The organism is Caulobacter sp. SRI_008 (assembly GCF_057586355.1).
Map to the genome: position 1 here is coordinate 1 of NZ_JBYCZS010000045.1, position 21,107 is coordinate 21,107.

Sequence of the window (21,107 nt, forward strand, 5' to 3'; positions counted from 1 at the left end):
CGGCCGACCTGCCGCCGGTCGCCGCCCCCCTGGCGGTGATCGAGACGGTGCTGACCGTGCTGGTCGAGAACAGCCGCCAGGCCGGCGCCAGGCAGGTGACGATCTGCGGCCGCCAGGACGGCGCCGAGGTCGTGCTCGAGGTCGCCGACGATGGTCCGGGCGTCGCCCCCGCCGACGCCGCGCGCCTGTTCGAGCCGTTCTTCACGACGCGCCGCACGCAGGGCGGCACCGGCCTTGGCCTCTCCATCGCCCGCTCCCTGGCCCGCGCCCACGGCGGCGAGGCGACCTATCTGGCCGGCGACGCGGGCGCGCGGTTCTCGCTGTCGCTGCCGACGGCCTGACCCCTCCTCCTGATCGCCATTTTGGGCGTCTGCACGGAATCTCCACAAGCGGTTCATCACCGCGCCTCAGGGCGCTTCTAGGCTTCGATCTCGCCCCCACAGGAGATCGCCCATGCTGACCGCCGCCCCGCCCGCTTCCGACTGCCAGGTCGAGCTCGACATCGCCGCCGGCCGCTACACCTGGAGCGTCGTGCGCCCCGACGGCATGCGGCTGTCCGGAACCGCCAGCGACCCGGCCTTCGCCCAGAGCCAGACCGCTCTGGCCGCCGTGATGCTCGACGCCTTCGCCTCGCTGAAGCGGCGGCGTTTTTAGGCCCGCGCCCCTCGTCTTCGCCTCGTCTTGGCCATGGGGCGGGTGTAAGCGTCGCCTTCGCTGGTTTCGCAAAGGCCCTTCATGCGCGCGCTTGTTTCCCCCGCCCTGGCCCTCGCCCTGACGCTCGGCGTCTCGGTCGCGGCCCTCTCCTCCGCCCCCGCCCTGGCCGCGCCCGAGAACTACGCGACCATCCGCATGAAGACCGACACCGCCTTCCTCAGCCCCGAGGAGCGCAAGGTGGTGAACCTGCTGATCCAGGCCGCCGACCAGATGACGGCCATCTACGACAAGCAGGCGGTCGCCCAGGGCGGCGCCGACGGCCCCGGCCACGGCTTCTATCCGCCAGGCATGACCAAGGCGGAGTTCGAGACCTATCTGGCCGCCCATCCCGACCAGAAGGCGTCGCTGATGGACGCCTACACGGTGGTCCGCCGCGAGGGCGACAAGCTGGTCGCCGTGCCCTACTCGGTCGCCTACAAGCCCGAGCTGACCAAGGCCGCCGCCCTGCTGGACGAAGCCGCCAAGGTCACCACCAACGCCAGCCTCAAGCGCTTCCTGACCCTGCGCGCCCAGTCGTTCCGCTCCAACGACTACTTCCAGTCCGAGATGGCCTGGATGGACCTGGAAGGCACGCCGATCGAGGTCGCCATCGGTCCGTACGAGACCTACACCGACGAGATGATCGGCCAGAAGGCCGCCTTCGAGGCCTTCGTCACCCTGAAGAACCCGACCGAGAGCCAGGCCCTCGACAAGTACAAGGCCTATCTGCGCGACATGGAGGCCAACCTCCCCGTCGCCGACGCCTACAAGAACTTCAAGCGCGGCGGCGCCTCGCCGATCGCCGTGGCCGAGCAGATCCGCGGCGGCGGCGACAATCTGCATGGGCCCCAGACCGTGGCCTTCAACCTGCCCAACGACGAGCGGGTGCGCGAGGCCAAGGGCGCCAAGAAGGTGATCCTGTCCAACGTGCTGGCCGCCAAGTACGAGGGCATCCTCTCTCCCATCGCCTCGCGCGTGCTGGTCGCCGACCAGGCCGCCCTGGTCAGCCAGAAGTACATGACGCTGGAGACCCTGTTCCACGAGCTGTCGCACAGCCTGGGCCCGGGCTCGATCACCGTCGCCGGCCGCGCCACCACCGTCTCGGCCGAGCTGAAGGACATCGCCGGCACCGCCGAGGAGGCCAAGGCCGACGTCATGGGCGCCTGGAACATCCTCTTCATGATGGAGAAGAACGAGATCCCGGCCGCCGAGCGTCCGCAGCTCTTCGCCACCTACACCGCCGGCATCTTCCGCGCCGCCCGCTGGGGCGACGAGGAGGCCCACGGCCGGGGCGCGGCCCTGCAGTACGGCTACCTCAAGGCCAAGGGCGCCTTCGTCTTCGACCCCGTCGCCAAGCGCTACCGCATCGACGACGCCAAGATGGCCGCCGGCATCCGCGACCTGGTGGCCGACATCGTCAAGCTGCAGGGCGACGGCGACTACGCCGGCATGGTCGCCTTCTTCGACCGCTACGCCCACCTCGACGACGAGGCCCGCGGCGTGATCGCCACGCTGAAGGACATCCCGGTGGACATCACCCCGGTCTATCCGGCGAAGGTGTGACGATCTGATCCTTCTCCCAACCAAGTTTGCCTTCCTGGGCCTTGTGCCCAGGATCCATGCGTCAGCCTGCTCAGACCCTTCGAGCCTAGCCGAGGCCTGAGCAGCCGCCGCCATGGGCCCTCGCCACAAGGGCGAGGGAGGCGGCTTTGGACATATGTGATTTGAAGGGGCGGTCTCTCCCCTTCCGACTTTACGCCGGCGCGAAATCCACGCCCTGCACCTGGTTCAGGTCGCAGTCGCGGAAGCTGGCCTTGGCCAGACGGGCGCCAGTGAAGTCGGCGCCGCGCAGGTCCGCGCCGTCGAGGATGGCTTCGGAGAGGTCGGCGGTCTGGACCATGGCGTAGCGCATGCGGGCGGCCGCCAGGCTGGCCTGGGTCTGGCGCTGAGGACCCAGCGGCAGCGGCGACAGATAGGCCTGGCGCAGGTCGGCCTTGGTCAGGTTGGCGCCGGTCAGCTTGGCGCCGCGCAGGTCGGCCCCGCGAAGATTGGCCGCGCGCAGGTCGGCGTTCTGCAGGTTCGCGCCCTGAAGTTGGGCGCCCGACAGGTCCATGCCGACCATGCAAGCGCCCTTGGCGGTCATGGCGGTCAGGCGCAGGCCCTTCAGCCGGTCGCCGAGCGGACGCAGGTCCTCGCCGTCCAGACGGGCCGCCTGCCCCTCCTTGCCGCCGGTCTGGCACCATTGCTGGTTGGCGAGGCACCGGGCGTAAAGCTCACGGGCCTTGTTCACCGCTTCCTGCGTCGAGGCCGTCAGGGCCCCGCTCATGTGCGCGCCGCTGGTCCGGGCGGTCGAGGTGTCGACCCCGGCCATCACCGAGCCCTGCAGGTTGGCGCCCTCGAGGTTGGCGCCCTTGATGTCGGCGTTGTCGAGGATGGCGCCGGCGAGATTGGCTTCCTTCAGGTTGGCGCCCGACAGCTTGGCCCCGCGCAGGGAGCAGTCGGAGAAGTCGGCCTTGAAGGCCGAGACGCCGGTGAACTGCGAGCCGTCGAGGGTCGCGCCCGAGAAGTTGACCTCGTCGACCTCGCCGTTGCGGGTCTCGTGCTTGAGGGTGTCCAGCCCCTTGCGGGGGTGCGGGATGGCGATCTGGCCCTCGCGGAAGTCGGCCTGGGTCAGGTCGGCCTGCGAGAGGTTGGCGCCGCGCAGGCAGGCCCCGCGCAGGTCGGCGCGTTGCAGGCTGGCCTGGCGCAGGTCGGCCTTGCGCAGGTCGCAGCCGAACAGGCTGGCGCGATCCAGCTTGGTGCGCACCATGCGGCAGCCGTCGAGGATCGAGGCCGACAGGTCGGCGTCGGTCAGGTTGCGGAACGACAGGTCCAGGCCCGACAGGTTCATGAACCGCAGCGAGGCGCGCTTGCCGCCCTGCTTGCCGGTCACGAACTTCTCGTGGGCCGTGATGAGCATGTCGAGTTCGGCCTGGCTGAGCTTGCGGCGACCCGCAAGGTTCTGCACGGCGTTCATTGCGGGACCCCCTCCCGACTCTGCGTAAGTCTCTTGAATTTCATCGGATAACAGGAATCGACGAGCGAACGGTTAAGGCCGCGTCTTTTCGTCACATTTCGTCAGATGACGTCGTCCAACCCCCGCGCGCCCAGCCGGATCGCTCCGGTCAGGTCGAGGTCCTTGAGGTTGCCGTTGGTGAAGTTGGCGCGCGACAGGTCCGCGCCCGCCAGGCACGCGCCGCGCAGGTCGGCCCGGGCCAGGTCGGCGTTGGTCAGCAGCACGCCGGTCAGGTCGGCCGGCAGCAGCCGGTCCTTGCCGATCAGCAGCGGCCCGAGCTGGGCGTCGCGCAGGTCCGAGCCGGAAAGCTTGGCGCCCTTCAGCCGCGCCCCGCGCAGGTCGGCCCGGCGCAGGTTGCAGGCCCGAAGGTCCGCCCCTTCCAGCTGGGCGCCCTGCATCTGCACGCCCTCCATGTCGAGGCCATAGAACACCGCGCCCTTGGCCGACAGGGCCGTCAGGTTGAAGCCGCGGATGCTTTTCAGATTGCGCAGGTCGGCCCGGTCGAACGACGACGGCTTGCCCTCGGCCCCGCCGGTTTCGCACCAGCGGGCGTGGTCGGCGATCATCTGCTCGTAGGGCATGTCGGAGACGTCGACGCCCGAGGCCTTGTCGGTCAGCGCCCCTTCCATGCTGGCCCCGGTGACGTTCCAGGACAGGGTTTTCACCCCCACCAGCACGGTGTTGCGCAGATCCGCGCCGGACAGGTTGGCGCCCGAAAGGTCGGCCCCTGCCATGTTGGCGCCGTTGAAGTTGGCCTGCTTGAGGTTGGCGCGCACCAGCTTGGCGTCCTTGAGGATCGCGTCGCTGAAGTCGGCCTTGGTGGCGACGATGCCCGACAGCCGCGAGCGCTCGAGATTGGCCCCCGAGAGGTTAGCGCCGGCCGCATAGGCCTCGCGCTGCACCGGCTCGATGATGCGATAGCCCTTCTCGCGGTCGGCGGCGGCGATCTGGCCTTCACGCAGGTCGGCCTCGAACATGTCGGCGCCGGTCAGGTTGGCGCCGCGCAGGCTGGAGCCGCGCAGGTCCGAGCGCCGCAGCGAGGAATCGGTCAGGTCCGCGCCCTGCATGTCGGCGCCGTAGAGATTGGCGTTGTCGAGCTTGCAGCGGCGCAGGTCCGCGCCCACCAGCAGCGCGCCGGTGAAGTCGGCGTCGCACAGGTTACGACCGGCCAGCACCAGTCCGGAAAGGTCGCAGAAGGCGAACACCGCGCGCGCTCCGCCGAGCCGAGCCGACCACAGGCGGTCGTGCTTGGCGCAGATCACGTCGACTTCTTGTTGCGTCAGGCGCCGGTGTTCCTGGCCTGCCGCTGCCGGGGTGTTCATGCAAGCTCACATCTTCGCACCCTTAGGGTACGCCCAATTGATGCGCCCGGCAGCATTAACGTCGTGTTTCCAGGCACTTCCTGCGCGCAGACAAGACCTGAAACGACCTAGGGTTCCTTTCGTCCCCGGACGAAAGGAACCCCGGAAGACCTGAAAGAACGGTTTCAGCCGATGGTCGGCAGCTTCTCGGCGCGGGCCTCGTCGAGGTAACGGGCGCCCACCGGCTTCAGGTCGGCGTCCAGTTCGATGGCCAGCGGGTTGCCGGTGGGGATCTCGACCTTGACGATCTGGTCGTCCGGCACCGCGAACAGGTGCTTGACGATGGCGCGCAGCGAGTTGCCGTGGGCGGCGACCAGGATGTTCTCGCCGGCCTTCAGCTTGGGAGCGATGGCCTCTTCCCAGTAGGGCAGCACGCGCACCAGGGTCGTGGCCAGGCTCTCGGTCGAGGGCAGGTTCGCGCCCTTGTAGCGGCGGTCGCTGGCGAAGTCGTATTCGCCGCCCGGGGCCAGTTCCGGGGGCGGAACATCGTAGGAGCGGCGCCAGATGGTGACCTGCTCCTCGCCGTGCTTCTCGGCGGTCTCGGCCTTGTTGAGGCCGGTCAGGCCGCCGTAGTGGCGCTCGTTCAGACGCCAATCCTTGGTCACCGGCACGAAGCTTTGCGAAGCCGCGTCGAGCGCCAGGTTGCAGGTGCGGATGGCGCGGGTCTGGACCGAGGTGAAGGCCTCATCGATGTCGAGGCCGGCGGCCTTGATCAGTTCGCCGCCCTTGCGGGCCTGGGCCTCGCCCTCGGCGGTGAGATCCACGTCCACCCAGCCGGTGAAGCGGTTCTCGAGGTTCCACTGGCTCTGGCCGTGGCGAAGCAGGACGAGGACGGGCATCGGAACTCCCTTGATTGGTCCAGCGCGGGCTAAGGCCGCGCGGGGCCGCCGTCAAGCGGCGCGACGCCCTTGCGACGCCAGGCGGCGCAAGGGCGGATGACGCTACGTCAGCATCTAGCCGAGCATCGCCCCTGTCCCGCCACGAACGACGTGCTATAGCCGGACCATGCCCGATCGCATCTTCATGCCCCTCTGCGCGCTCGTCGCCCTGGCGATGATCGCCTTCGCCATGGTCTGGCCGCAGGGCTACGGCGACCGCTCGCCCGGCCCCTTCGGCTCCACGCCCCTGCAGCAGACCCCGGAAATGAAGGCGCTGATCGAACGGGAGAAGGACTCGGCCCGCCGCAGCGACCAACGCCGCCAGCGCGAAGCCGACGCCGCGGCCGCCGCCACCGGCGACCTCGCACAATAGGCGCCCGCCGCGACGCCAAATCTCGATCAACCGTCACATTGATCGATCATCGTCATACGAAGAGGGTGGCAAGCAACCACTCCGACAGCTAAACGCACCCCACCACTCATTGAAGCGAGCTCCTATGTTCTCGACTCCCCGCGCCGATCTGGTTCCGAATACCGCCGCTTATGAAAACGAGCCGCTGGTCAAGGCGACGGGCTTCCGTGAATACGATGCGCGCTGGCTGTTCGGCCCCGAGATCAACTTGCTGGGCATTCAGGCCCTGGGCCTGGGCCTAGGCACCTACATCCAGGAACTGGGCCAGTCGAAGATCGTGGTCGGCCACGACTTCCGCTCCTACTCCTCGTCGATCAAGAACGCCCTGATCCTGGGCCTGCTGAGCGCCGGCTGCGAGGTGCACGACATCGGCCTGGCCCTGTCGCCCACCGCCTATTTCGCCCAGTTCGACCTCGACATCCCCTGCGTGGCCATGGTCACCGCTAGCCACAACGAGAACGGCTGGACCGGCGTGAAGATGGGCGCCCAGAAGCCGCTGACCTTCGGTCCGGACGAGATGGGCAAGCTCAAGGACATCGTCCTGAACGCCAAGTTCGTCGAGCGTGACGGCGGCAAGCTGATCCGCGTCGAAGGCCAGGCCGAGCGCTACATCGCCAATGTCGCCACCCGCGCCCAGATCAGCCGTCCGCTGAAGGTGCTGGCCGCCTGCGGCAACGGCACCGCCGGCGCCTTCGCCGTCGACGCCCTGCAGCGCATGGGCGTGTCGGACGTCGTCGGCATGGACACCGACCTCGACTACACCTTCCCCAAGTACAATCCGAACCCGGAAGATCTGGAAATGCTGCACGAGATGGCCAAGGCCGTCCGTGAGCACGGCGCCGACCTGGCCTTCGGCTTCGACGGCGACGGCGACCGCTGCGGCGTCGTGGACGACGAGGGCGAGGAGATCTTCGCCGACAAGATCGGCCTGATGCTGGCCCGCGACCTGGCCCCGCTGCACCCGGGCGCGACCTTCGTCGTCGACGTCAAGTCGACCGGCCTCTACGCCACCGACCCGATCCTGAAAGAGCACGGCTGCAAGGTCATCTACTGGAAGACCGGCCACAGCTACATCAAGCGCAAGAGCGCCGAGACCGGCGCCCTGGCCGGCTTCGAAAAGAGCGGCCACTTCTTCATGAACGCCCCGCTGGGCTACGGCTACGACTGCGGCCTGACCGCCGCCGCCGCCGTGCTGGCCATGCTCGACCGCAACCCGGACAAGAAGCTGTCGGACCTGCGCAAGGCCCTGCCGATCGCCTTCACCTCGCTGACCATGAGCCCGCACTGCGACGACGAGAAGAAGTACGGCGTCGTCGCCGAGGTGGTGAAGGAATACGAAGACCTGTTCGCCGCCGGCGGTTCGATCCTGGGTCGGAAGATCACCGAGGTGATCACCGTCAACGGCGTGCGCGTCCACCTGGACGACGGTTCGTGGGTGCTGGTCCGCGCCTCGTCGAACAAGCCCGAAGTGGTGGTCGTGGTCGAGAGCACCCAGTCGGAAGACGACATGAAGGCCCTCTTCCACCAGGAAGTGAAGCCGCGCCTGGGCGCCCGCGTCGGCAAGTACAACCAGGAAATCTAAACGGGCAGGAAATCTGATCGGCCTCACGGCCCTGACGAACGAAAGGCCGGGGAGCGATCCCCGGCCTTTTTGTTTGGCTATTTCCCGTTTTTCCATAAGTCTATTCATCGCTGCGCAACGCCGGAAGCGGTTCGATATGCAAAAATATCTCGTCCTGGCCATTTCCATTCCAGTCGCAATAGCCATCGTTTGTGTACTTTCTCCCACATTTGATAGACACGAAGGAACCGCAGCATGGGTTCAGGCGGTCGGGTCAATAGTCGCCATCATGGCTGCAACATGGATCGCCGGCCGAGACAGCAGGGAAGCCAGGAAGCGCGACACTGAAAAACGTCGACAATTATGGGAAAGCGTTGCGACAATTTCCGAAAACGGCATATCTGCTTTTAAAAAGCTCAATGATGCCTGCCAGGCACCCGGAAATCAGAGAGAAAATTTCATTGATAACTATGTGCCGAGCGATTTTAATGTGCCCATTGACGGCCTCACATCCATTCCGCTCCACGAGATCGGCGATACCGCTCTCATCACACATGTTGTGATGTTTTTGGGAATATTGAGAAATGTTCAAAAGAAACTTGAAGCGGAATATCAAAATCTAACCAACCCACTCGTTGGATTTAATTTGGATTTCCTGAAAAACCAGAAGACGTCCATTTTTAACGCCTACGCCAACATTTGGCGCACTGTTTACCCAGATCGCGAAACCGACCTCAGCAAATTCGTTTGAGGCACACTGCCGTCAAACCCGCGCCTCCAAGACCTCGCCGATCCGATCCAGCAACGCCTTGCCCGTAAACGGCTTCATCACGTAGCCGGCCGCGCCCAGCTGCAGGGCCTGGACGATGCGGTCGAGCCGCCCCTCCCCCGTCAGCATCAGCACCGGGATCTCGGCGCCGCCCGGCGCCGCCTTGAGGCTGCGCAGAGCGTCCAGGCCCGAAAGCCCTGGCATGCGCACGTCGAGCAGGATCAGGGCCGGCGGCGCGGCCTCGACCGCCGACAGCAGGTCTTCGACCGCCGGATAGGTCCGCACGGCGTAGCCGCCGCGCCCGAGCTGGATCTCGACCAGCTCGCGCGTCAGGGCGTCGTCGTCGGCGACATAGATCTGCGGCGGCGTGACCAGCATGGCGTCCCGAAAGGTTAACGTCGTTGCTTACCGCGCCCGGGGAGTCGCGCAAGTGCGCAGACGCACAAACAGCCCCGCTTTGGGGCCGAAGCGCGCTGGCGGGTCAGCGCGTCCCGAAAGTGCGGTCGCCGGCGTCGCCCAGGCCCGGAACGATATAGCCGTGGTCGTTGAGCGAGACGTCCACCGCCGCCGTCCAGATCTGCACGTCGGGGTGGGCCGCGCGCAGGGTCTCCACGCCCGGGACCGAGGCCAGCAGGCAGACGAACCGCAGGTCGCGCACGCCGCGCTTCTTCAGAAGGTCGATGGCCGCGACGGCCGTGTGGCCGGTGGCCAGCATCGGATCGACGACGATGACCAGGCGGTCGGCGATGTCTTCCGGGGTCTTGAAGTAGTACTCGACGGCCTCGAGGGTCTGCGGATCGCGATAGAGGCCGATGTGGGCCACACGGGCCGACGGCACCAGGTCGAGCATGCCCTCGGCCATCCCCAGGCCCGCGCGCAGGATCGGGGCGAAGACCAGCTTCTTGCCGGCGATGACCTTGGCTTGCGTCGGAGCGACCGGGGTCTGGATCTCGACCTCGTCCATCGAAAGCTCGCGGGTGACCTCGTAGCAGATCAGGGTCGCGGTCTCGCGCATCAGGGCGCGGAAGGTCTTGGTGGAGGTTTCCTTGTCCCGCATCAGGGTCAGCTTGTGCTGCACCAGCGGGTGATCGACGATCGTGACGCCCTGGGCGGTTTGGGTGTTCATGGGCGGCGACATCCTGGTCTTGAAACGGCTTTGCCGCTCAAGTGCCGCCTTCTTGGCCCAAGGCCAAGCGATAATCAGCCGGCCAGGCCGACGATCGTCCTGAAGGCCCACACGGTGCAGGCGATGCAGACCAGCAGCGTCATGAAGTCGGCCATTCCCGACCTCCGCTTGACTGCTTTGTCCTTCTTCGCCACGCCCGCCTCGCTGTCCCCTGCGTGCGAGCATCCTCGCGCATCAGGCTGAACGTGATGCTTCCAAACGCGGTTAAGCCGCCGTTTTCCAAAAGAAAAAGCCGCGCCGCGCTTCCTGGGGGGAGGATGAAGCGCGACGCGGCCGGGAGAAACCGGGTCGGGATGGGGGAGGAACCCGGTTCCTTGAACTGCCCTTAGCCGTGCAGCTTGATCGCCGCGGCGGCGATCAGTTCGCCCTGGTGGCGGGCGCCGTCCAGGTCGATCTGGGTCGGCTGGCGGCTGCCGTCGCCGCCGGCGACGGTGGTGGCGCCGTAGGGCGCGCCGCCGACGATCTCGTCGTTGTTCATCTGGCCCTGGTGGCTATAGGGCAGGCCGATGATCGTCATGCCGAAGTGCAGCAGGTTGGTGATGATCGAGAACAGGGTGGTTTCCTGGCCGCCGTGCTGGCTGGCGGTCGAGACGAACGCGCCGCCGACCTTGCCGTTCAGCGCGCCGCGGGCCCACAGGCCGCCGGCCTGGTCGAGGAACGCGGCCATCTGCGAACTCAGGCGACCAAAACGCGTGCCGGTGCCGATGATGATGGCGTCGTAGTCGGCCAGTTCGGCGACGGTGGCGATCGGAGCCTCTTGGTCGAGCTTGAAGTGAGCGCCCTTGGCGATCTCTTCCGGCACGGTTTCCGGAACGCGCTTGATGTCGACGGTCGCGCCGGCGCTGCGCGCGCCTTCGGCGACGGCCTTGGCCATCGTCTCGATGTGGCCGTACGACGAGTAGTAAAGGACCAGAACCTTGGCCATGGGAGTCTCCTAGAGAAAGCTTAGTCTGAGGTTGGGGAGGAAAAGACGCGGCGACTGCCGCCGCGTCTTGAAGGTTTAGGCGGCGTCGACCAGCACGAGTTCGGCGTCTTCCAGAGCCTTCACCCGGATGGTGTTCTCATTGGCGATCGCCGCGCCGTCGCGGGTGTCCAGCGCCACGCCGTTGACTTCGACCTTGCCGGTCGAGGGCACGAGGTAGGCGTGGCGGCCGTCGCCCAGCGAGTACTCGGTCTCTTCACCGGCCTTCAGCGTCGCGCCCAGGACGCGGGCGTCGGTGCGGATCGGCAGGGCGTCGGTGTCGCCTTCGAAGCCGCTGGCCAGGGCCACGAACTTGCCGGAGCGGTCGCCCTTGGGGAACGGCTTGGCGCCCCAGGCGGGCGGTTCGCCACCACGGTCCGGAATGATCCAGATCTGGAAGATCTTGGTCACGCCCGGCTCGAGGTTGTACTCCGAGTGACGGATGCCGGTGCCGGCGCTCATCACCTGCACGTCGCCCGCTTCGGTGCGGCCCTTGTTGCCCAGGCTGTCCTGGTGGGTGATCGCCCCCTCGCGGACATAGGTGATGATCTCCATGTCGTTGTGCGGGTGCGGCGGGAAGCCGGTGCCGGCGGCGATGGTGTCGTCGTTCCAGACCCGCAGGGCGCCCCAGTGGACGCGCTTGGGATCGTGGTAGCCGGCGAACGAGAAGTGGTGCTTGGCGTCGAGCCAACCGTGATTGGCGCCGCCCAGGCTGTCGAACTTGCGAACTTCGATCATGTCGATCTCCCGGTGTGTCAGGTGGGGAAGCCGTGTCGGCGTCTCCGTTGACGAGGAAGATGGAGACAGATCGCCCGATCCGAAATAGAAATGGTCGAAAGAAACCATTTCCAAAAACGACATGATGAAACTCCCCGACTTCGAGGCCTGGGCCGTGTTCGCCAAGGTGGCCGAGACCGGCTCGTTCGCCCGGGCCGCCAAGGACCTGGGCCTGTCGAACGCGACGGTGTCCAAGGCGGTGTCACGCCTGGAGCAGCGGCTGGGCGCCACCCTCTTCCACCGCACCTCGCGCCGGCTGTCGCTGACCGACAGCGGCCAGAGCTCGCTGGAGGCCGCCAGCCGCCTGCTCGCCGACGGCGAGGCCCTGGAGCTGGAGGCCTCGGCGCAATCAGCGGTGCCGCGCGGCCTGGTGCGGATGGCCGCGCCGATGTCGTTCGGGATCGGCTATCTGGGCCCTGCCCTCTCGGACTTCTTCACCCTCTATCCGGAGGTATCGGTCGAGCTGTCGCTGTCGGACCAGCTGGTCGATATCGTCGAAGACGGCTTCGATCTGGCTTTGCGGATCTCGGCGCTGGAGGATTCCAGCCTGCTGGCCCGGCGCCTCTGCCCGGTGCGGGTGATGCTGGTCGGCTCGCCCGACTATTTCGACCGCCATGGACGACCCCAGCACCCGAAGGACCTGACCGGCCACCGCGCCCTCTTCTACACCGGCGGCCGCTCGCGCGACGCGTGGCGGTTCGAGCACCCCCAGCAGGGCCAGTACGCCATCAGCGTGCCGGCCCAACTGCGCGCCAACAACGCCGACGTCTTCCGCGCCCTGCTGCTGGAGGGCCAGGCCCTGGCCATGCAGCCCGACTTCATGGTCTGGAACGACGTCGCCGACGGCAAGCTGGAGCAGGTCCTGGCCGACTGGACCCCGCCCCCGATCGCCATGCACCTGGTCACCCCGCCCAGCGCCATCCGCCCGGCCAGGGTGCGCGTGCTGATGGAGTTCCTGGCCGAACGGCTGGCGAAAGCGCCGTGGCTGGGGTGAGTGAAACGCCTCTGGAACTTCCGGGCGACCGCTGCTAGGAAGTCGCCTCTTCGCTTCGCCCCCGGGCAAGCAGCGAAGCGCGGGCGTGGTGAAACTGGTAGACGCGCCGGACTCAAAATCCGGTTCCGAAAGGAGTGTCGGTTCGACCCCGACCGCCCGCACCAGCTTATCTGACAAGGGTTTGTGTCGTCAGGCGGCAGTTCGCCATGACGAGGCGCGCCAGTCGCTCGGATCGACAGTCACCAGCCTGCCACCCCATATCCGTCCTTCCCCGCGAAGGCGGGGACCCAAGCCGACTTTCAGGAGAAGGCCAGTCTGCGGATCATCTGTGGAGTCGGCTTGGATCCCCGCCTTCGCGGGGATGCTCGGTGAAAATCGACTCAAGCTCGTGGATATCGACCAGACCTCAAGCGCCCTTCAGCCAGACCCTCACCAGCCACGCCGCGCCGTCGTCCTCGACGAAGTCCGTCGCCCAGGCCAGCACGTCGGGATGGGTGATCCAGAAGCCGTAGGGCGGCGCGTGGCCAGTGTTCTCGAAAGTCAGGTCATGCGCGCGGTCTTCCGGCACATCGGCGTTGGGCATGGCCCACTGCTCTTCCGGCGGCGGCTCCATGGCGTCGACGAAGTGCAAGCTCGCCCGCAACAGGCCGGCCTCCGACGCATCGGTCGCCACCTCGCGCGTCGCCGGATGGCGCCGCAGGAACGCGACGCCGGCGTCATTGGTCAGGACGATGGGCTTCAGGGCGGAAAGCGGGGTGGTCATGGCGGCAAACTAGTCGAGCCCGCCGGCAGGCGCCAGCCGACCCCGTGGGCGAGATCGAGCCGTGCACGATCACGCCGCCAGTACGAGACGGTTTTGTCGATCGATCAGCTGAGAACTTGAAAGACTAGTCGAGATCTTCCTCGGCCGTCGCGGGCGCTTCGCGCCAATTGCGGACCAGAATCACGCCGCCCCAAACCACGACGCCGACCGCCAACGCAATCAGCGCCGGCCATTGGACCAGTTCCATTCGTTTCTCTCCCCTTATTTTTCTCGATGCAATCACAGCTTGGCGAACGGCGCTACTGGGTTTGATCGTATGGGGATGAATTCGAAGATCGGCGTTAGGCCTTCAGAACCCTCTCTCTTTGAGAGAGGGAGGGGCCCGCCGCCGCAGGCGGTGGGAGGGTGAGAGGTAACAAACTCTCCGGAAAGGCGCCGTCGAGGCGTCATGACGACCTCGGGGGCTGACCACCATGAAGCCATGCTTCCGGAAGGGTCTTCCGACCGGAAACCGCGAGCGCTTTGGGTGAAAGAGGCCGAGATCCTGACGGCCGACGGTGAAACCTCTCACCCTCCCACCGCTTCGCGGCGGGCCCCTCCCTCTCTCTCAGAGAGAGGGAATCAAGCGCCCTACCCCGCCGACCGCAGCCCCTCGGCGTCCACGGCCACGTCCCGCTCCGCCGCCAGATAGCCCGCCACCGCCTCGCCCGGCATCGGCCGCGCGAACAGGAAGCCCTGCACCACGCGGCAGCCCAGGGGCTGGAGCAGCACCAACTGCTCGGGGGTCTCCACGCCTTCGATGACGCAGTCGAGGCCCAGGTTGCGGCAGAGGTCGAGGATGGTCTTGACGATGGCCCGGCGCTTGTCGGCCGCCTCCAGCCCGCGCATGAAGCTGCCGTCGATCTTCAGCTTGTCGATCGGCAGGCGGTGCACGTAGCTGAGGCTGGAATAGCCGGCCCCGAAGTCGTCGAGCGCGATGCGCACGCCCAGCGCCTTCAGCGCCGCCAGCGAGCGGGCCGCCTGGTCGAAGTCGCGCATGACGGCGGTCTCGGTGACCTCCAGGTCGATGCGGCCGGGATCGACGCCGCTGGCCTGGATGATCTCGATGATACGGGCGATCTGCTCGGGCGAGGCGATGTCGCGGACCGACAGGTTGAACGACAGCCGGATGTCCTCCGGCCAGGTCGCCGCCGCGTCCAGGGCCCAGCCCAGCAGCACCGGCGACATTCGCGCGATCAGGCCCGAGCGCTCGGCCACCGGCACGAAGTCGCCCGGCGAGACCACGCCCAGGGTCGGGCTGGTCCAGCGGGCCAGGGCCTCGAAACCGATGGTGCGCTCGTCCTTGATGTCGACCAGCGGCTGGAAGGCCAGGCGGAACTCGGCGTCCATGTCGGCGTGACGCAGGGCCTGCTCGATCAGGCCGGCGGTCTTGATCGCCGTCTCGTGGTCGGCCGAGAACACCACCGCAGCGCCGCGGATGTTCTGCTTGGCGTGATAGAGGGCGTAGTCGGCGCGCTCGTAGAGCAGGTTGGGCGCGCTGGCCGCCTGCGGATAGACCGCGAAGCCCACCGAGCCGGAGACCTGGGCTGTGACGCCCGGAAAGCAGTAGGGCTCGCGCAGGGCCGCGCACAGGTCCGCGCCCAGGCGTTGCAGGGCTTCGGGATCGAGGTCGGCCTCGATGATCAGGCCGTATTCGTCGCCGCCCAGCCGGGCCACGAACAGCGGCTGGCCGTGGTCGCGGGCCAGGCGCTCGCCCGCCTCGACCAGCACGCGGTCGCCGACCGCGTGGCCGTAGGCGTCGTTGACCGGCTTGAAGCCGTCCAGGTCGATCACCCCGACGGCGAAGCGGCGGCCCTGCGCGGCGGCCTCGTCGGTCACCCGTTGCAGGCGCGCGAAGAACTGCCGGCGATTGGGCAGGCCGGTCAGGCCGTCCATGTTGGCCAGGCGCAGATAGTCGTCGCTGAGGCTCTGGATCTCGGCCTGCCGCTCCTCCAGCCCCCGCTGGCTTTCGACCAGGTTGGAGAAGTCGCGGTACGAGATCAGCAGGATGACCAGCATGGCCACCGCCACCAGGGCCATGTTGAAGCCGATGGCGGTCAGCACCGGATTGCCGCTGGCCAGCAGGAAGACGGTGATCGGCCCGATGACGATGGCGGTCAGCAGGAAGGCCGCCGCCCGCATGTGCATCAGGCAGAACACGCAGCCGATGGCCGTGATGGCCATGTAGAACACCACGTGCGCCTTGGCGAAGGCGTCGCCGTACGGAAACAGGCTGAACGACCACAGGGTGAAGCCCAGGCCCAGCAGCCCCGCGAAGACCAGGGTCTGGCGCAGCAGGCGCTTGGCGGAAGCCTGGTCGATGGCGGTCTTGCGGGCCCGCCACCAGGTCACCAGCCGGACCAGGCTGGCCACGGTCAGCAGGCCGGGAAAGCCCAGGGTCAGCAGCAACGGCGCGTCGCGAAGGTGGGTCGCCGACAGGGCGATCGTGTTGACCAGCACCAGCGCGTACATCATCGGCACCTGCCTGGAGAAGGCGCGCACCTGCGCCTTCATCAGTTCAGGGGTCGAGGGTACGGGGCGGAACCAGGGCAATCGAAACATCGCGGCGGCTGCGGGACGAGAACCGCCACCTCTGCGCCCCTTACGTTTAAGGCTTGCTTATCAGGGGCTTGCGGCTGGCCGCGTCGCTAAGCCGCAGCCACGGCCAAGCTCTACAGCCGGCGATAGCCCGCCACCCGCCGCGCCCAGGTCGGGTGATCGTCGATGGCCATATCGTCCGGCAGGCCCGGCGCCAGGGACTCCGCCTCCAGCACCCAGCGGGCGGCGTCGGCGTAGCGGTCGGCGCGGCCGTAGCGCACCACGTCGTCGACCATGGCCCTCAGCAGCACGGTGGCGGCCAGCGGATGGCGGTGCTCCAGCAGGCGCGCGGCCGGCTCCAGCACCTCGGGACGATCGCCGTGCAGGGCCGGTCCGCGCTCCATGACCAGCCGCGCCGCCCCGGCCGCCGAGGGCCAGGCGGTCAGGAAGGCCAGGGCCTTGTAGGGATCGGGATAGCCTTGCGCGTAGTCCAGCGCCTGGTCCTCGGCCTCGACGTCCTCGAAGTCGGGCAGGCCCTTGAGGAAGGCCCGCAGCATCTCGACCGACAGCGTGGCCTTGAACCCCGCCCAGCGCACGGCCTGGGCCTCCAGCGGCTCGCCGGCCGCTTCCAGGGCGGCGATGCGGGCCTCGTTCCAGGCCACGGCCCCGACATCGGCCTGCTCGACGATCCCCGGGCCGGGCGCCGAGACGTCCAGCGCCGCCAGGGCGTCGGCGATGCGGCCGACGGCCAGGTAGCGGCGAGCGAGCTGGGCGCCGATCGGCGGCAGCACCAGTTGCGAGGCCGTGAACAGGTCGGCGAAGCCCTCGACGTCGCCTTCCAGGTCGGCCAGCACCTGGGCGGCGGCGCGCAGGCGCGGGTCCGGACGGCGCTGGGCGGCCAGGCGCTCGCGCACCTTACCCCGCAACACGGCCACGGCGTCGCCGGCCAGGGCCGGGGCGGCGGCGCGCAGCAGGTCGACCGAGAGCTTGGTCGAGGCCCCCTCGACGAAGGCCAGCAGGGCGTCGGCCAGCGAGCGGCTGTCCAGCGTCAGAGCCTTGGGCGACAGGGCCGCCACGTCCACGACCGCCTGATCGAACACCGCCTGCAGTTCGCCCTTGGGGTCTTTGATCCGGCCTTCCAGGTCTTCCGACACCCGCACCAGCCGCACCAGCACCGGCACGGCGAGGTTGGGATCAAGCTCTCCCAGCCGCCCCGCCGCCGAGGCGCGATGGGCGTCGAGATCGCGGACGAACTCCTTGAACTTGCGCCAGTTGATGCGGGCGCGGCTGTCGGCGATGGCGTCGATGCGCTTGTCGATCTCGGCCGCCAGATCGGCCGCCCCCACCTCGCCCAGCAGGGCCAGCTTCAGCCGGCGCTTGATGGCCGCGTGGCCCTCGGCCACCTCCATCAGCAGCTCGGCCAAGGCCTCGGGGCCCAGGTGCGCCAGGTTGGCCGCGTTCACCGCCTTGCGCGGCGCGGCCTTCTTGACGGCTTTCGGCTTGGGTTCGGCCAATCCGCGCTCCCCGACCTAGTGCGCCTTCTTGCGCGGAATGACGTGCAGCACGCCGGCGATGACCCCGCCGATGACCAGACCCACCACCGCCGAAGCCAGCGCCATGGCCAGCCAGCCGGTCACAGGCCCGATCACCGGAACCAGGCCGGCCCAGTGCTGCAGCCCCTCGACCCAGCCGGGGATGGGCGTCAGGTGGAAGTGGTGCAGGCCGTGCACGATGATGCCGCCGCCGACCCACAGCATGGCCGCCGTGCCGATATAGCCCAGGCTGCTCATCACCACCGGCATGGCCTTGACCAGGCCGCGGCCGAACTTCTGCGTCGCCGCGCGCGGGCTCTTGGCCATGTGCAGGCCGATGTCGTCCATCTTCACGATCAGCCCGACCACGCCGTAGACGAGGATGGTGATCACCACCCCGACCACCGCCAGGGCGGCGGCCTGGACGGGGATCGACTGATCCGACACGTCGGCCAGGGCGATGGCCATGATCTCGGCCGACAGGATGAGGTCGGTGCGGATGGCCCCGCCGACCTTTTCCTTCTCCAGCTCCGGACCGCTGAGCGCCAGCTCCTCGGTCTCCACGGCCTCGTCGTGATGGACGAAGATCTCGAGGATCTTCTCGGTGGCCTCGAAGGCCAGATAGGCGCCGCCCAGCATCAGGATCGGCGTCACCAGCCACGGCGCGAAGGCGCTGAGCACCAGCGCGCCCGGCAGCAGGAAGAGCAGCTTGTTGCGCAGCGAGCCGACGGCGATCTTGGCCACGATCGGCAGTTCGCGGTCGGGCGTGAAGCCCATGGCGTAGCCCGGGGTCACGGCCGCGTCGTCGACCACCACGCCCACGGCCTTGGTCCCCGCCTTGCCTGCGGCGGCCCCGACGTCGTCGATCGAGGCGGCGGCGATCTTGGCGATGCCGGCGACGTCATCCAGGAGCGCGACGAGACCCGAGGGCATGAAGGAACCTTGTCAGATGCGGATTCGGCCGCCCCACGCGGCCCAATGCGCGTCCTGCCTAAGGGCTCGCCTGTTCCGGGTAAAGAGGCCGACGACGGCAGCGCGCGACGCCGACGGCCCCGCGCTCGTTATTTTCGCGCGGCGGCGCTGGCCGCGCGCACCGGCTTGAACTCCGAGCCGGCGTTCCAGTCAGGCCAGGTGCGCGAATTGGCGATCGCCTTGCCGGCCTCGTAGACCAGGGCCACGTCCTGAGCCGCGCCCCGCAGGTCCCAGTCGGCGCTCCAGGCGTCGCAGGGCTGGTGGTAGCAGCGGCTGGTGTAGTCGGCGACCCAGGCGTCGCCGGCCGCGCGGCCGCCGTTCAGCAGGTCCGCCCCGCCGCCCAGACCCATCACCAGCAGCACCGGCACCCCGCGCTTGGCCAGCGAGAAGTGGTCGGCGCGATAGAACAGCGCCCGCTCGGGCTTGGCGTCCGGCGTCACCGTGCGCCCCTGCGCGGCCGCGGCCTTGGCCAGGCCCTGCTCCAGCTCGTTCTGGCCGGCCCCGACCAGCACGATGTCCTTGGCCGGACCGGCGGTCTGGAGCACGTCGAGGGTGTAGTTGGCGGCCATCTTGCCCAGCGCCGCATCGCCGGCCTTCACGGCATAGTATTCCGAACCCAAGAGGCCCCGCTCCTCGCCCGTCCAGGCGGCGAACAGGATCGAGCGCTGCGGCGCCGGGCCCTGCTTGAAGGCCCGCGCGACCTCGATCACCCCGGCCACGCCGATGGCGTCGTCGGCCGCGCCCGCCCGGATGGTCTTGCCCTGCGCGTCCGGCGCGCCGACGCCGTAGGCGTCCCAGTGGGCGGCGTACATCAGGCTCTCGTCGGCGTGGGTCGTCCCCGGCAGCTTGGCGACCACGTTGTGGCTGATCATGGCTTCATGGGCGACCTTGTAAGCGGCCGAGAAGCTCGCGCCCTTCAGGACCACCGGCTTGAACGACGGATCCCGGGCGGCCTTCTTCAGGGCCTCGAAATCCAGGCCCGAGCGCTTGAAGAGATCGACGGCCACATCACGCTGGATCCAGCCCTGCAGCTGCAGCTTCTCCTTGGCGGGGTTGGCGCGGACGATGTCGTAGCCTTCGCCGTTCGAGGCCTTCACCGTGCTCCAGCCGTAGCCGGCGCCGAGGGTCTCGTGCACGATCAGGGCGCCGACCGCCCCGCGCCGCACGGCCTCTTCGTACTTGTAGGTCCAGCGGGCGTAGTAGGTGGCCGCCTTGCCGCCGAACTTGCCGAAGGCGGGCTCGCCCTCCACGGCTTCCAGGTCGGGATCGCTGATCAGGAAGACGGCGACCTTGCCCTTCAGGTCCGCGCCCTTGAAGTCGTCCCAGCCGCGCTCGGGAGCCGAAACGCCGTAGCCGACGAAGACCAGCGGCGCGTTCTTGATCGCCACGGCATCGACCGGCAGCAGGGTCATGACCTGGGCCTGCTCGCCCTGGACAAGCGGCACGGCGCCGCCGGCGGTAGCGAAGCTCATCGCGATCGGACCGTCGATGCGGGTGTGCACCAGCGGCACCTTCTGGGTGTAGCTGCCCGCGTCGCCGGCCGGCTCCAGGCCCAGCGCCTTGAACTGGGCGGCGATGTAGTCGGTGGTCTTCTGCTCGGCCGGACCTCCCGGCGCGCGGCCCTGGAACTCGTCCGACGCCAGCACCCGGGTGATCTCCGACAGCCTGGCCGGATCGATCGGGCCGCTGTCGATCTTCGCTTGAGCATGAGCCAGGGCCGGCAGGGCCAGGGCGGCGGTCAGCAGAAGGGCGGCGCGGGACATGGCGAACTCCGAAAACTTTCGGGGCCGACCCTAGGAAGCTTGGCGAGGAAGGGCAAACTTCGCACATCGTTCTGTCGCGAACTGTCGATTCCCCGCCAGAAACAGAACAGGAACATGCTATAGCCCCGTCGATGGTTCCGGCCGACCTGCTTCCCCCGCGCTTTTCCGAGTGGTTCGCCACCCGCGGCTGGGCGCCGCGCGCCCACCAGCTGGCGATGATCGAGAAGGCCAAGGCCGGCCGCGACGCCCTGCTGATCGCCCCGACCGGCGGCGGCAAGACCCTGGCGGGCTTCCTGCCCAGCCTGATCGAGCTGGCCGAACGGGCGCCCCGCAACACCCCGGCCGGCATCCACACCCTCTACATCTCGCCGCTCAAGGCCCTGGCGGTCGACGTCGAGCGCAACCTGATGACCCCCATCCGCGAGATGGGCCTGTCCATCGTCGCCGAGAGCCGCACCGGCGACACCGGCGAAAGCCGCAAGGCCCGCCAGCGCATCCGTCCGCCCGACATCCTGCTGACCACGCCCGAGCAACTCGCCCTGTTCTGCGCCTGGGAAGGCGCTCGGGAGTATTTCGCCGACCTGTCGTGCGTCATCGTCGACGAGGCCCACGCCATGTGGCCCTCCAAGCGCGGCGACCTCCTGGCGCTCGCCATCGCACGCTTGCAGCAGTTCGCCCCGCGCATGCGCCGGGTGGGCCTGTCGGCGACGGTCGATGATCCGGATCTGGTGCGGAAGTGGCTGGGTAGAAACCAAGATCCTCCCCCTCTGGGGGAGGTGGCGGCGAAGCCGACGGAGGGGGTCAGCGCCAGCGGCCTGCGGCCGGTGGGCCGCCCCACCCCCTAGCCACCCCC

20 protein-coding genes, 1 tRNA gene and 1 pseudogene are annotated in these 21,107 nt (G+C 68.2%); 9 read left to right on the plus strand and 13 right to left on the minus strand.

Annotated elements, in window-relative coordinates:
• The 3 genes from AC2YHT_RS25150 to AC2YHT_RS25160 all read left to right on the plus strand — a co-directional run.
• The coding region (locus AC2YHT_RS25150; protein WP_487292536.1) for a sensor histidine kinase at window positions 1–341 on the plus strand (341 nt) is incomplete at its 5' end.
• Window positions 342–453: 112 nt separating this feature from the next.
• Window positions 454–654, plus strand: a complete 201-nt coding sequence (locus AC2YHT_RS25155; protein ID WP_110119686.1) for a hypothetical protein — start codon at window positions 454–456, stop codon at window positions 652–654.
• A gap of 81 nt (window positions 655–735) precedes the next feature.
• Window positions 736–2,256 (plus strand): dipeptidyl-peptidase 3 family protein, encoded by a 1,521-nt coding sequence (locus tag AC2YHT_RS25160; protein WP_487292537.1) that lies wholly within the window; start codon window positions 736–738, stop codon window positions 2,254–2,256.
• Between the two features lie 190 nt (window positions 2,257–2,446).
• Here AC2YHT_RS25160 and AC2YHT_RS25165 read toward each other — a convergent pair whose 3' ends face one another.
• From AC2YHT_RS25165 to gpmA, 3 genes are all read right to left on the minus strand, one after another.
• Window positions 2,447–3,709, minus strand: a complete 1,263-nt coding sequence (locus AC2YHT_RS25165; protein ID WP_487292538.1) for a pentapeptide repeat-containing protein — start codon at window positions 3,707–3,709, stop codon at window positions 2,447–2,449.
• Window positions 3,710–3,810: 101 nt separating this feature from the next.
• Window positions 3,811–5,070 (minus strand): pentapeptide repeat-containing protein, encoded by a 1,260-nt coding sequence (locus AC2YHT_RS25170; protein ID WP_487292539.1) that lies wholly within the window; start codon window positions 5,068–5,070, stop codon window positions 3,811–3,813.
• Between the two features lie 164 nt (window positions 5,071–5,234).
• On the minus strand, window positions 5,235–5,948 hold the full coding sequence (gene gpmA, locus AC2YHT_RS25175) for a 2,3-diphosphoglycerate-dependent phosphoglycerate mutase (protein WP_487292540.1): 714 nt from the start codon (window positions 5,946–5,948) through the stop codon (window positions 5,235–5,237).
• 166 nt (window positions 5,949–6,114) lie between these two features.
• Between gpmA and AC2YHT_RS25180 the strand changes: the two genes are divergently transcribed.
• From AC2YHT_RS25180 to AC2YHT_RS25190, 3 genes are all read left to right on the plus strand, one after another.
• On the plus strand, window positions 6,115–6,360 hold the full coding sequence (locus AC2YHT_RS25180) for a hypothetical protein (protein ID WP_487292541.1): 246 nt from the start codon (window positions 6,115–6,117) through the stop codon (window positions 6,358–6,360).
• A gap of 124 nt (window positions 6,361–6,484) precedes the next feature.
• On the plus strand, window positions 6,485–7,981 hold the full coding sequence (locus AC2YHT_RS25185; protein WP_110119680.1) for a phosphomannomutase/phosphoglucomutase: 1,497 nt from the start codon (window positions 6,485–6,487) through the stop codon (window positions 7,979–7,981).
• A 136-nt stretch (window positions 7,982–8,117) separates the two neighbouring features.
• Window positions 8,118–8,711 (plus strand): hypothetical protein, encoded by a 594-nt coding sequence (locus AC2YHT_RS25190; protein ID WP_487292542.1) that lies wholly within the window; start codon window positions 8,118–8,120, stop codon window positions 8,709–8,711.
• A gap of 12 nt (window positions 8,712–8,723) precedes the next feature.
• Here the strand turns inward: AC2YHT_RS25190 and AC2YHT_RS25195 are convergent, their stop codons facing one another.
• The 4 genes from AC2YHT_RS25195 to AC2YHT_RS25210 all read right to left on the minus strand — a co-directional run bounded on the left by AC2YHT_RS25195 (window position 8,724) and on the right by AC2YHT_RS25210 (window position 11,614).
• Complete coding sequence (locus AC2YHT_RS25195) at window positions 8,724–9,107, minus strand: response regulator transcription factor (protein WP_487292543.1); 384 nt, start codon at window positions 9,105–9,107, stop codon at window positions 8,724–8,726.
• 103 nt (window positions 9,108–9,210) lie between these two features.
• The gene (upp, locus tag AC2YHT_RS25200) at window positions 9,211–9,855 is read right to left on the minus strand and encodes a uracil phosphoribosyltransferase (RefSeq protein WP_487292544.1); all 645 of its coding nucleotides are present in this window, start codon (window positions 9,853–9,855) and stop codon (window positions 9,211–9,213) included.
• 385 nt (window positions 9,856–10,240) lie between these two features.
• Window positions 10,241–10,840 carry an NAD(P)H:quinone oxidoreductase gene (wrbA, locus tag AC2YHT_RS25205; RefSeq protein ID WP_110119678.1) on the minus strand — a complete coding sequence of 200 codons (600 nt, stop codon included), beginning with the start codon at window positions 10,838–10,840 and terminating at the stop codon, window positions 10,241–10,243.
• A gap of 75 nt (window positions 10,841–10,915) precedes the next feature.
• A complete protein-coding gene (locus tag AC2YHT_RS25210; protein WP_110119677.1) occupies window positions 10,916–11,614 on the minus strand; it encodes a pirin family protein in 699 nt (232 codons plus the stop codon).
• A 124-nt stretch (window positions 11,615–11,738) separates the two neighbouring features.
• Here AC2YHT_RS25210 and AC2YHT_RS25215 point away from each other — a divergent pair, with 124 nt between their 5' ends.
• Both AC2YHT_RS25215 and AC2YHT_RS25220 read left to right on the plus strand, forming a co-directional pair.
• Window positions 11,739–12,647 (plus strand): LysR family transcriptional regulator, encoded by a 909-nt coding sequence (locus AC2YHT_RS25215; protein WP_487292545.1) that lies wholly within the window; start codon window positions 11,739–11,741, stop codon window positions 12,645–12,647.
• A 79-nt stretch (window positions 12,648–12,726) separates the two neighbouring features.
• Window positions 12,727–12,811 (plus strand) — tRNA-Leu (locus AC2YHT_RS25220).
• A gap of 242 nt (window positions 12,812–13,053) precedes the next feature.
• Here AC2YHT_RS25220 and AC2YHT_RS25225 read toward each other — a convergent pair.
• The 6 genes from AC2YHT_RS25225 to AC2YHT_RS25250 form a co-directional block, all read right to left on the minus strand.
• The gene (locus AC2YHT_RS25225) at window positions 13,054–13,410 is read right to left on the minus strand and encodes a hypothetical protein (RefSeq protein WP_487292546.1); all 357 of its coding nucleotides are present in this window, start codon (window positions 13,408–13,410) and stop codon (window positions 13,054–13,056) included.
• Window positions 13,411–13,534: 124 nt separating this feature from the next.
• Complete coding sequence (locus tag AC2YHT_RS25230) at window positions 13,535–13,657, minus strand: hypothetical protein (protein ID WP_487292547.1); 123 nt, start codon at window positions 13,655–13,657, stop codon at window positions 13,535–13,537.
• Window positions 13,658–14,040: 383 nt separating this feature from the next.
• The gene (locus AC2YHT_RS25235) at window positions 14,041–16,011 is read right to left on the minus strand and encodes a putative bifunctional diguanylate cyclase/phosphodiesterase (protein ID WP_487292548.1); all 1,971 of its coding nucleotides are present in this window, start codon (window positions 16,009–16,011) and stop codon (window positions 14,041–14,043) included.
• 110 nt (window positions 16,012–16,121) lie between these two features.
• The gene (locus AC2YHT_RS25240; RefSeq protein WP_487292549.1) at window positions 16,122–17,501 is read right to left on the minus strand and encodes a DUF6880 family protein; all 1,380 of its coding nucleotides are present in this window, start codon (window positions 17,499–17,501) and stop codon (window positions 16,122–16,124) included.
• 15 nt (window positions 17,502–17,516) lie between these two features.
• Complete coding sequence (locus AC2YHT_RS25245) at window positions 17,517–18,452, minus strand: DUF808 domain-containing protein (protein WP_487292550.1); 936 nt, start codon at window positions 18,450–18,452, stop codon at window positions 17,517–17,519.
• A gap of 128 nt (window positions 18,453–18,580) precedes the next feature.
• Window positions 18,581–20,254 carry a M28 family metallopeptidase gene (locus AC2YHT_RS25250; RefSeq protein ID WP_487292551.1) on the minus strand — a complete coding sequence of 558 codons (1,674 nt, stop codon included), beginning with the start codon at window positions 20,252–20,254 and terminating at the stop codon, window positions 18,581–18,583.
• 131 nt (window positions 20,255–20,385) lie between these two features.
• On the opposite strand from AC2YHT_RS25250, the pseudogene AC2YHT_RS25255 reads away from it, so the two are divergent.
• Window positions 20,386–21,075: pseudogene (locus tag AC2YHT_RS25255) on the plus strand (DEAD/DEAH box helicase); the annotation flags it as partial.
• Between the last annotated feature and the right edge of the window lie 32 nt (window positions 21,076–21,107).

Excerpts from the sequence above, each read along its gene's own strand:
- AC2YHT_RS25170 (WP_487292539.1), bottom strand. The coding sequence starts at position 5,070 with ATGAACACCCCGGCAGCGGCAGGCCAGGAACACCGGCGCCTGACGCAA.
- AC2YHT_RS25195 (WP_487292543.1), bottom strand. The coding sequence starts at position 9,107 with ATGCTGGTCACGCCGCCGCAGATCTATGTCGCCGACGACGACGCCCTG.
- AC2YHT_RS25245 (WP_487292550.1), bottom strand. The coding sequence starts at position 18,452 with ATGCCCTCGGGTCTCGTCGCGCTCCTGGATGACGTCGCCGGCATCGCC.
- gpmA (WP_487292540.1), bottom strand. The coding sequence starts at position 5,948 with ATGCCCGTCCTCGTCCTGCTTCGCCACGGCCAGAGCCAGTGGAACCTC.
- AC2YHT_RS25180 (WP_487292541.1), top strand. The coding sequence starts at position 6,115 with ATGCCCGATCGCATCTTCATGCCCCTCTGCGCGCTCGTCGCCCTGGCG.
- AC2YHT_RS25235 (WP_487292548.1), bottom strand. The coding sequence starts at position 16,011 with ATGTTTCGATTGCCCTGGTTCCGCCCCGTACCCTCGACCCCTGAACTG.
- AC2YHT_RS25190 (WP_487292542.1), top strand. The coding sequence starts at position 8,118 with ATGCAAAAATATCTCGTCCTGGCCATTTCCATTCCAGTCGCAATAGCC.
- upp (WP_487292544.1), bottom strand. The coding sequence starts at position 9,855 with ATGAACACCCAAACCGCCCAGGGCGTCACGATCGTCGATCACCCGCTG.
- AC2YHT_RS25250 (WP_487292551.1), bottom strand. The coding sequence starts at position 20,254 with ATGTCCCGCGCCGCCCTTCTGCTGACCGCCGCCCTGGCCCTGCCGGCC.
- AC2YHT_RS25160 (WP_487292537.1), top strand. The coding sequence starts at position 736 with ATGCGCGCGCTTGTTTCCCCCGCCCTGGCCCTCGCCCTGACGCTCGGC.
- AC2YHT_RS25155 (WP_110119686.1), top strand. The coding sequence starts at position 454 with ATGCTGACCGCCGCCCCGCCCGCTTCCGACTGCCAGGTCGAGCTCGAC.
- AC2YHT_RS25230 (WP_487292547.1), bottom strand. The coding sequence starts at position 13,657 with ATGGAACTGGTCCAATGGCCGGCGCTGATTGCGTTGGCGGTCGGCGTC.
- AC2YHT_RS25185 (WP_110119680.1), top strand. The coding sequence starts at position 6,485 with ATGTTCTCGACTCCCCGCGCCGATCTGGTTCCGAATACCGCCGCTTAT.
- AC2YHT_RS25225 (WP_487292546.1), bottom strand. The coding sequence starts at position 13,410 with ATGACCACCCCGCTTTCCGCCCTGAAGCCCATCGTCCTGACCAATGAC.
- wrbA (WP_110119678.1), bottom strand. The coding sequence starts at position 10,840 with ATGGCCAAGGTTCTGGTCCTTTACTACTCGTCGTACGGCCACATCGAG.
- AC2YHT_RS25165 (WP_487292538.1), bottom strand. The coding sequence starts at position 3,709 with ATGAACGCCGTGCAGAACCTTGCGGGTCGCCGCAAGCTCAGCCAGGCC.
- AC2YHT_RS25210 (WP_110119677.1), bottom strand. The coding sequence starts at position 11,614 with ATGATCGAAGTTCGCAAGTTCGACAGCCTGGGCGGCGCCAATCACGGT.
- AC2YHT_RS25215 (WP_487292545.1), top strand. The coding sequence starts at position 11,739 with ATGAAACTCCCCGACTTCGAGGCCTGGGCCGTGTTCGCCAAGGTGGCC.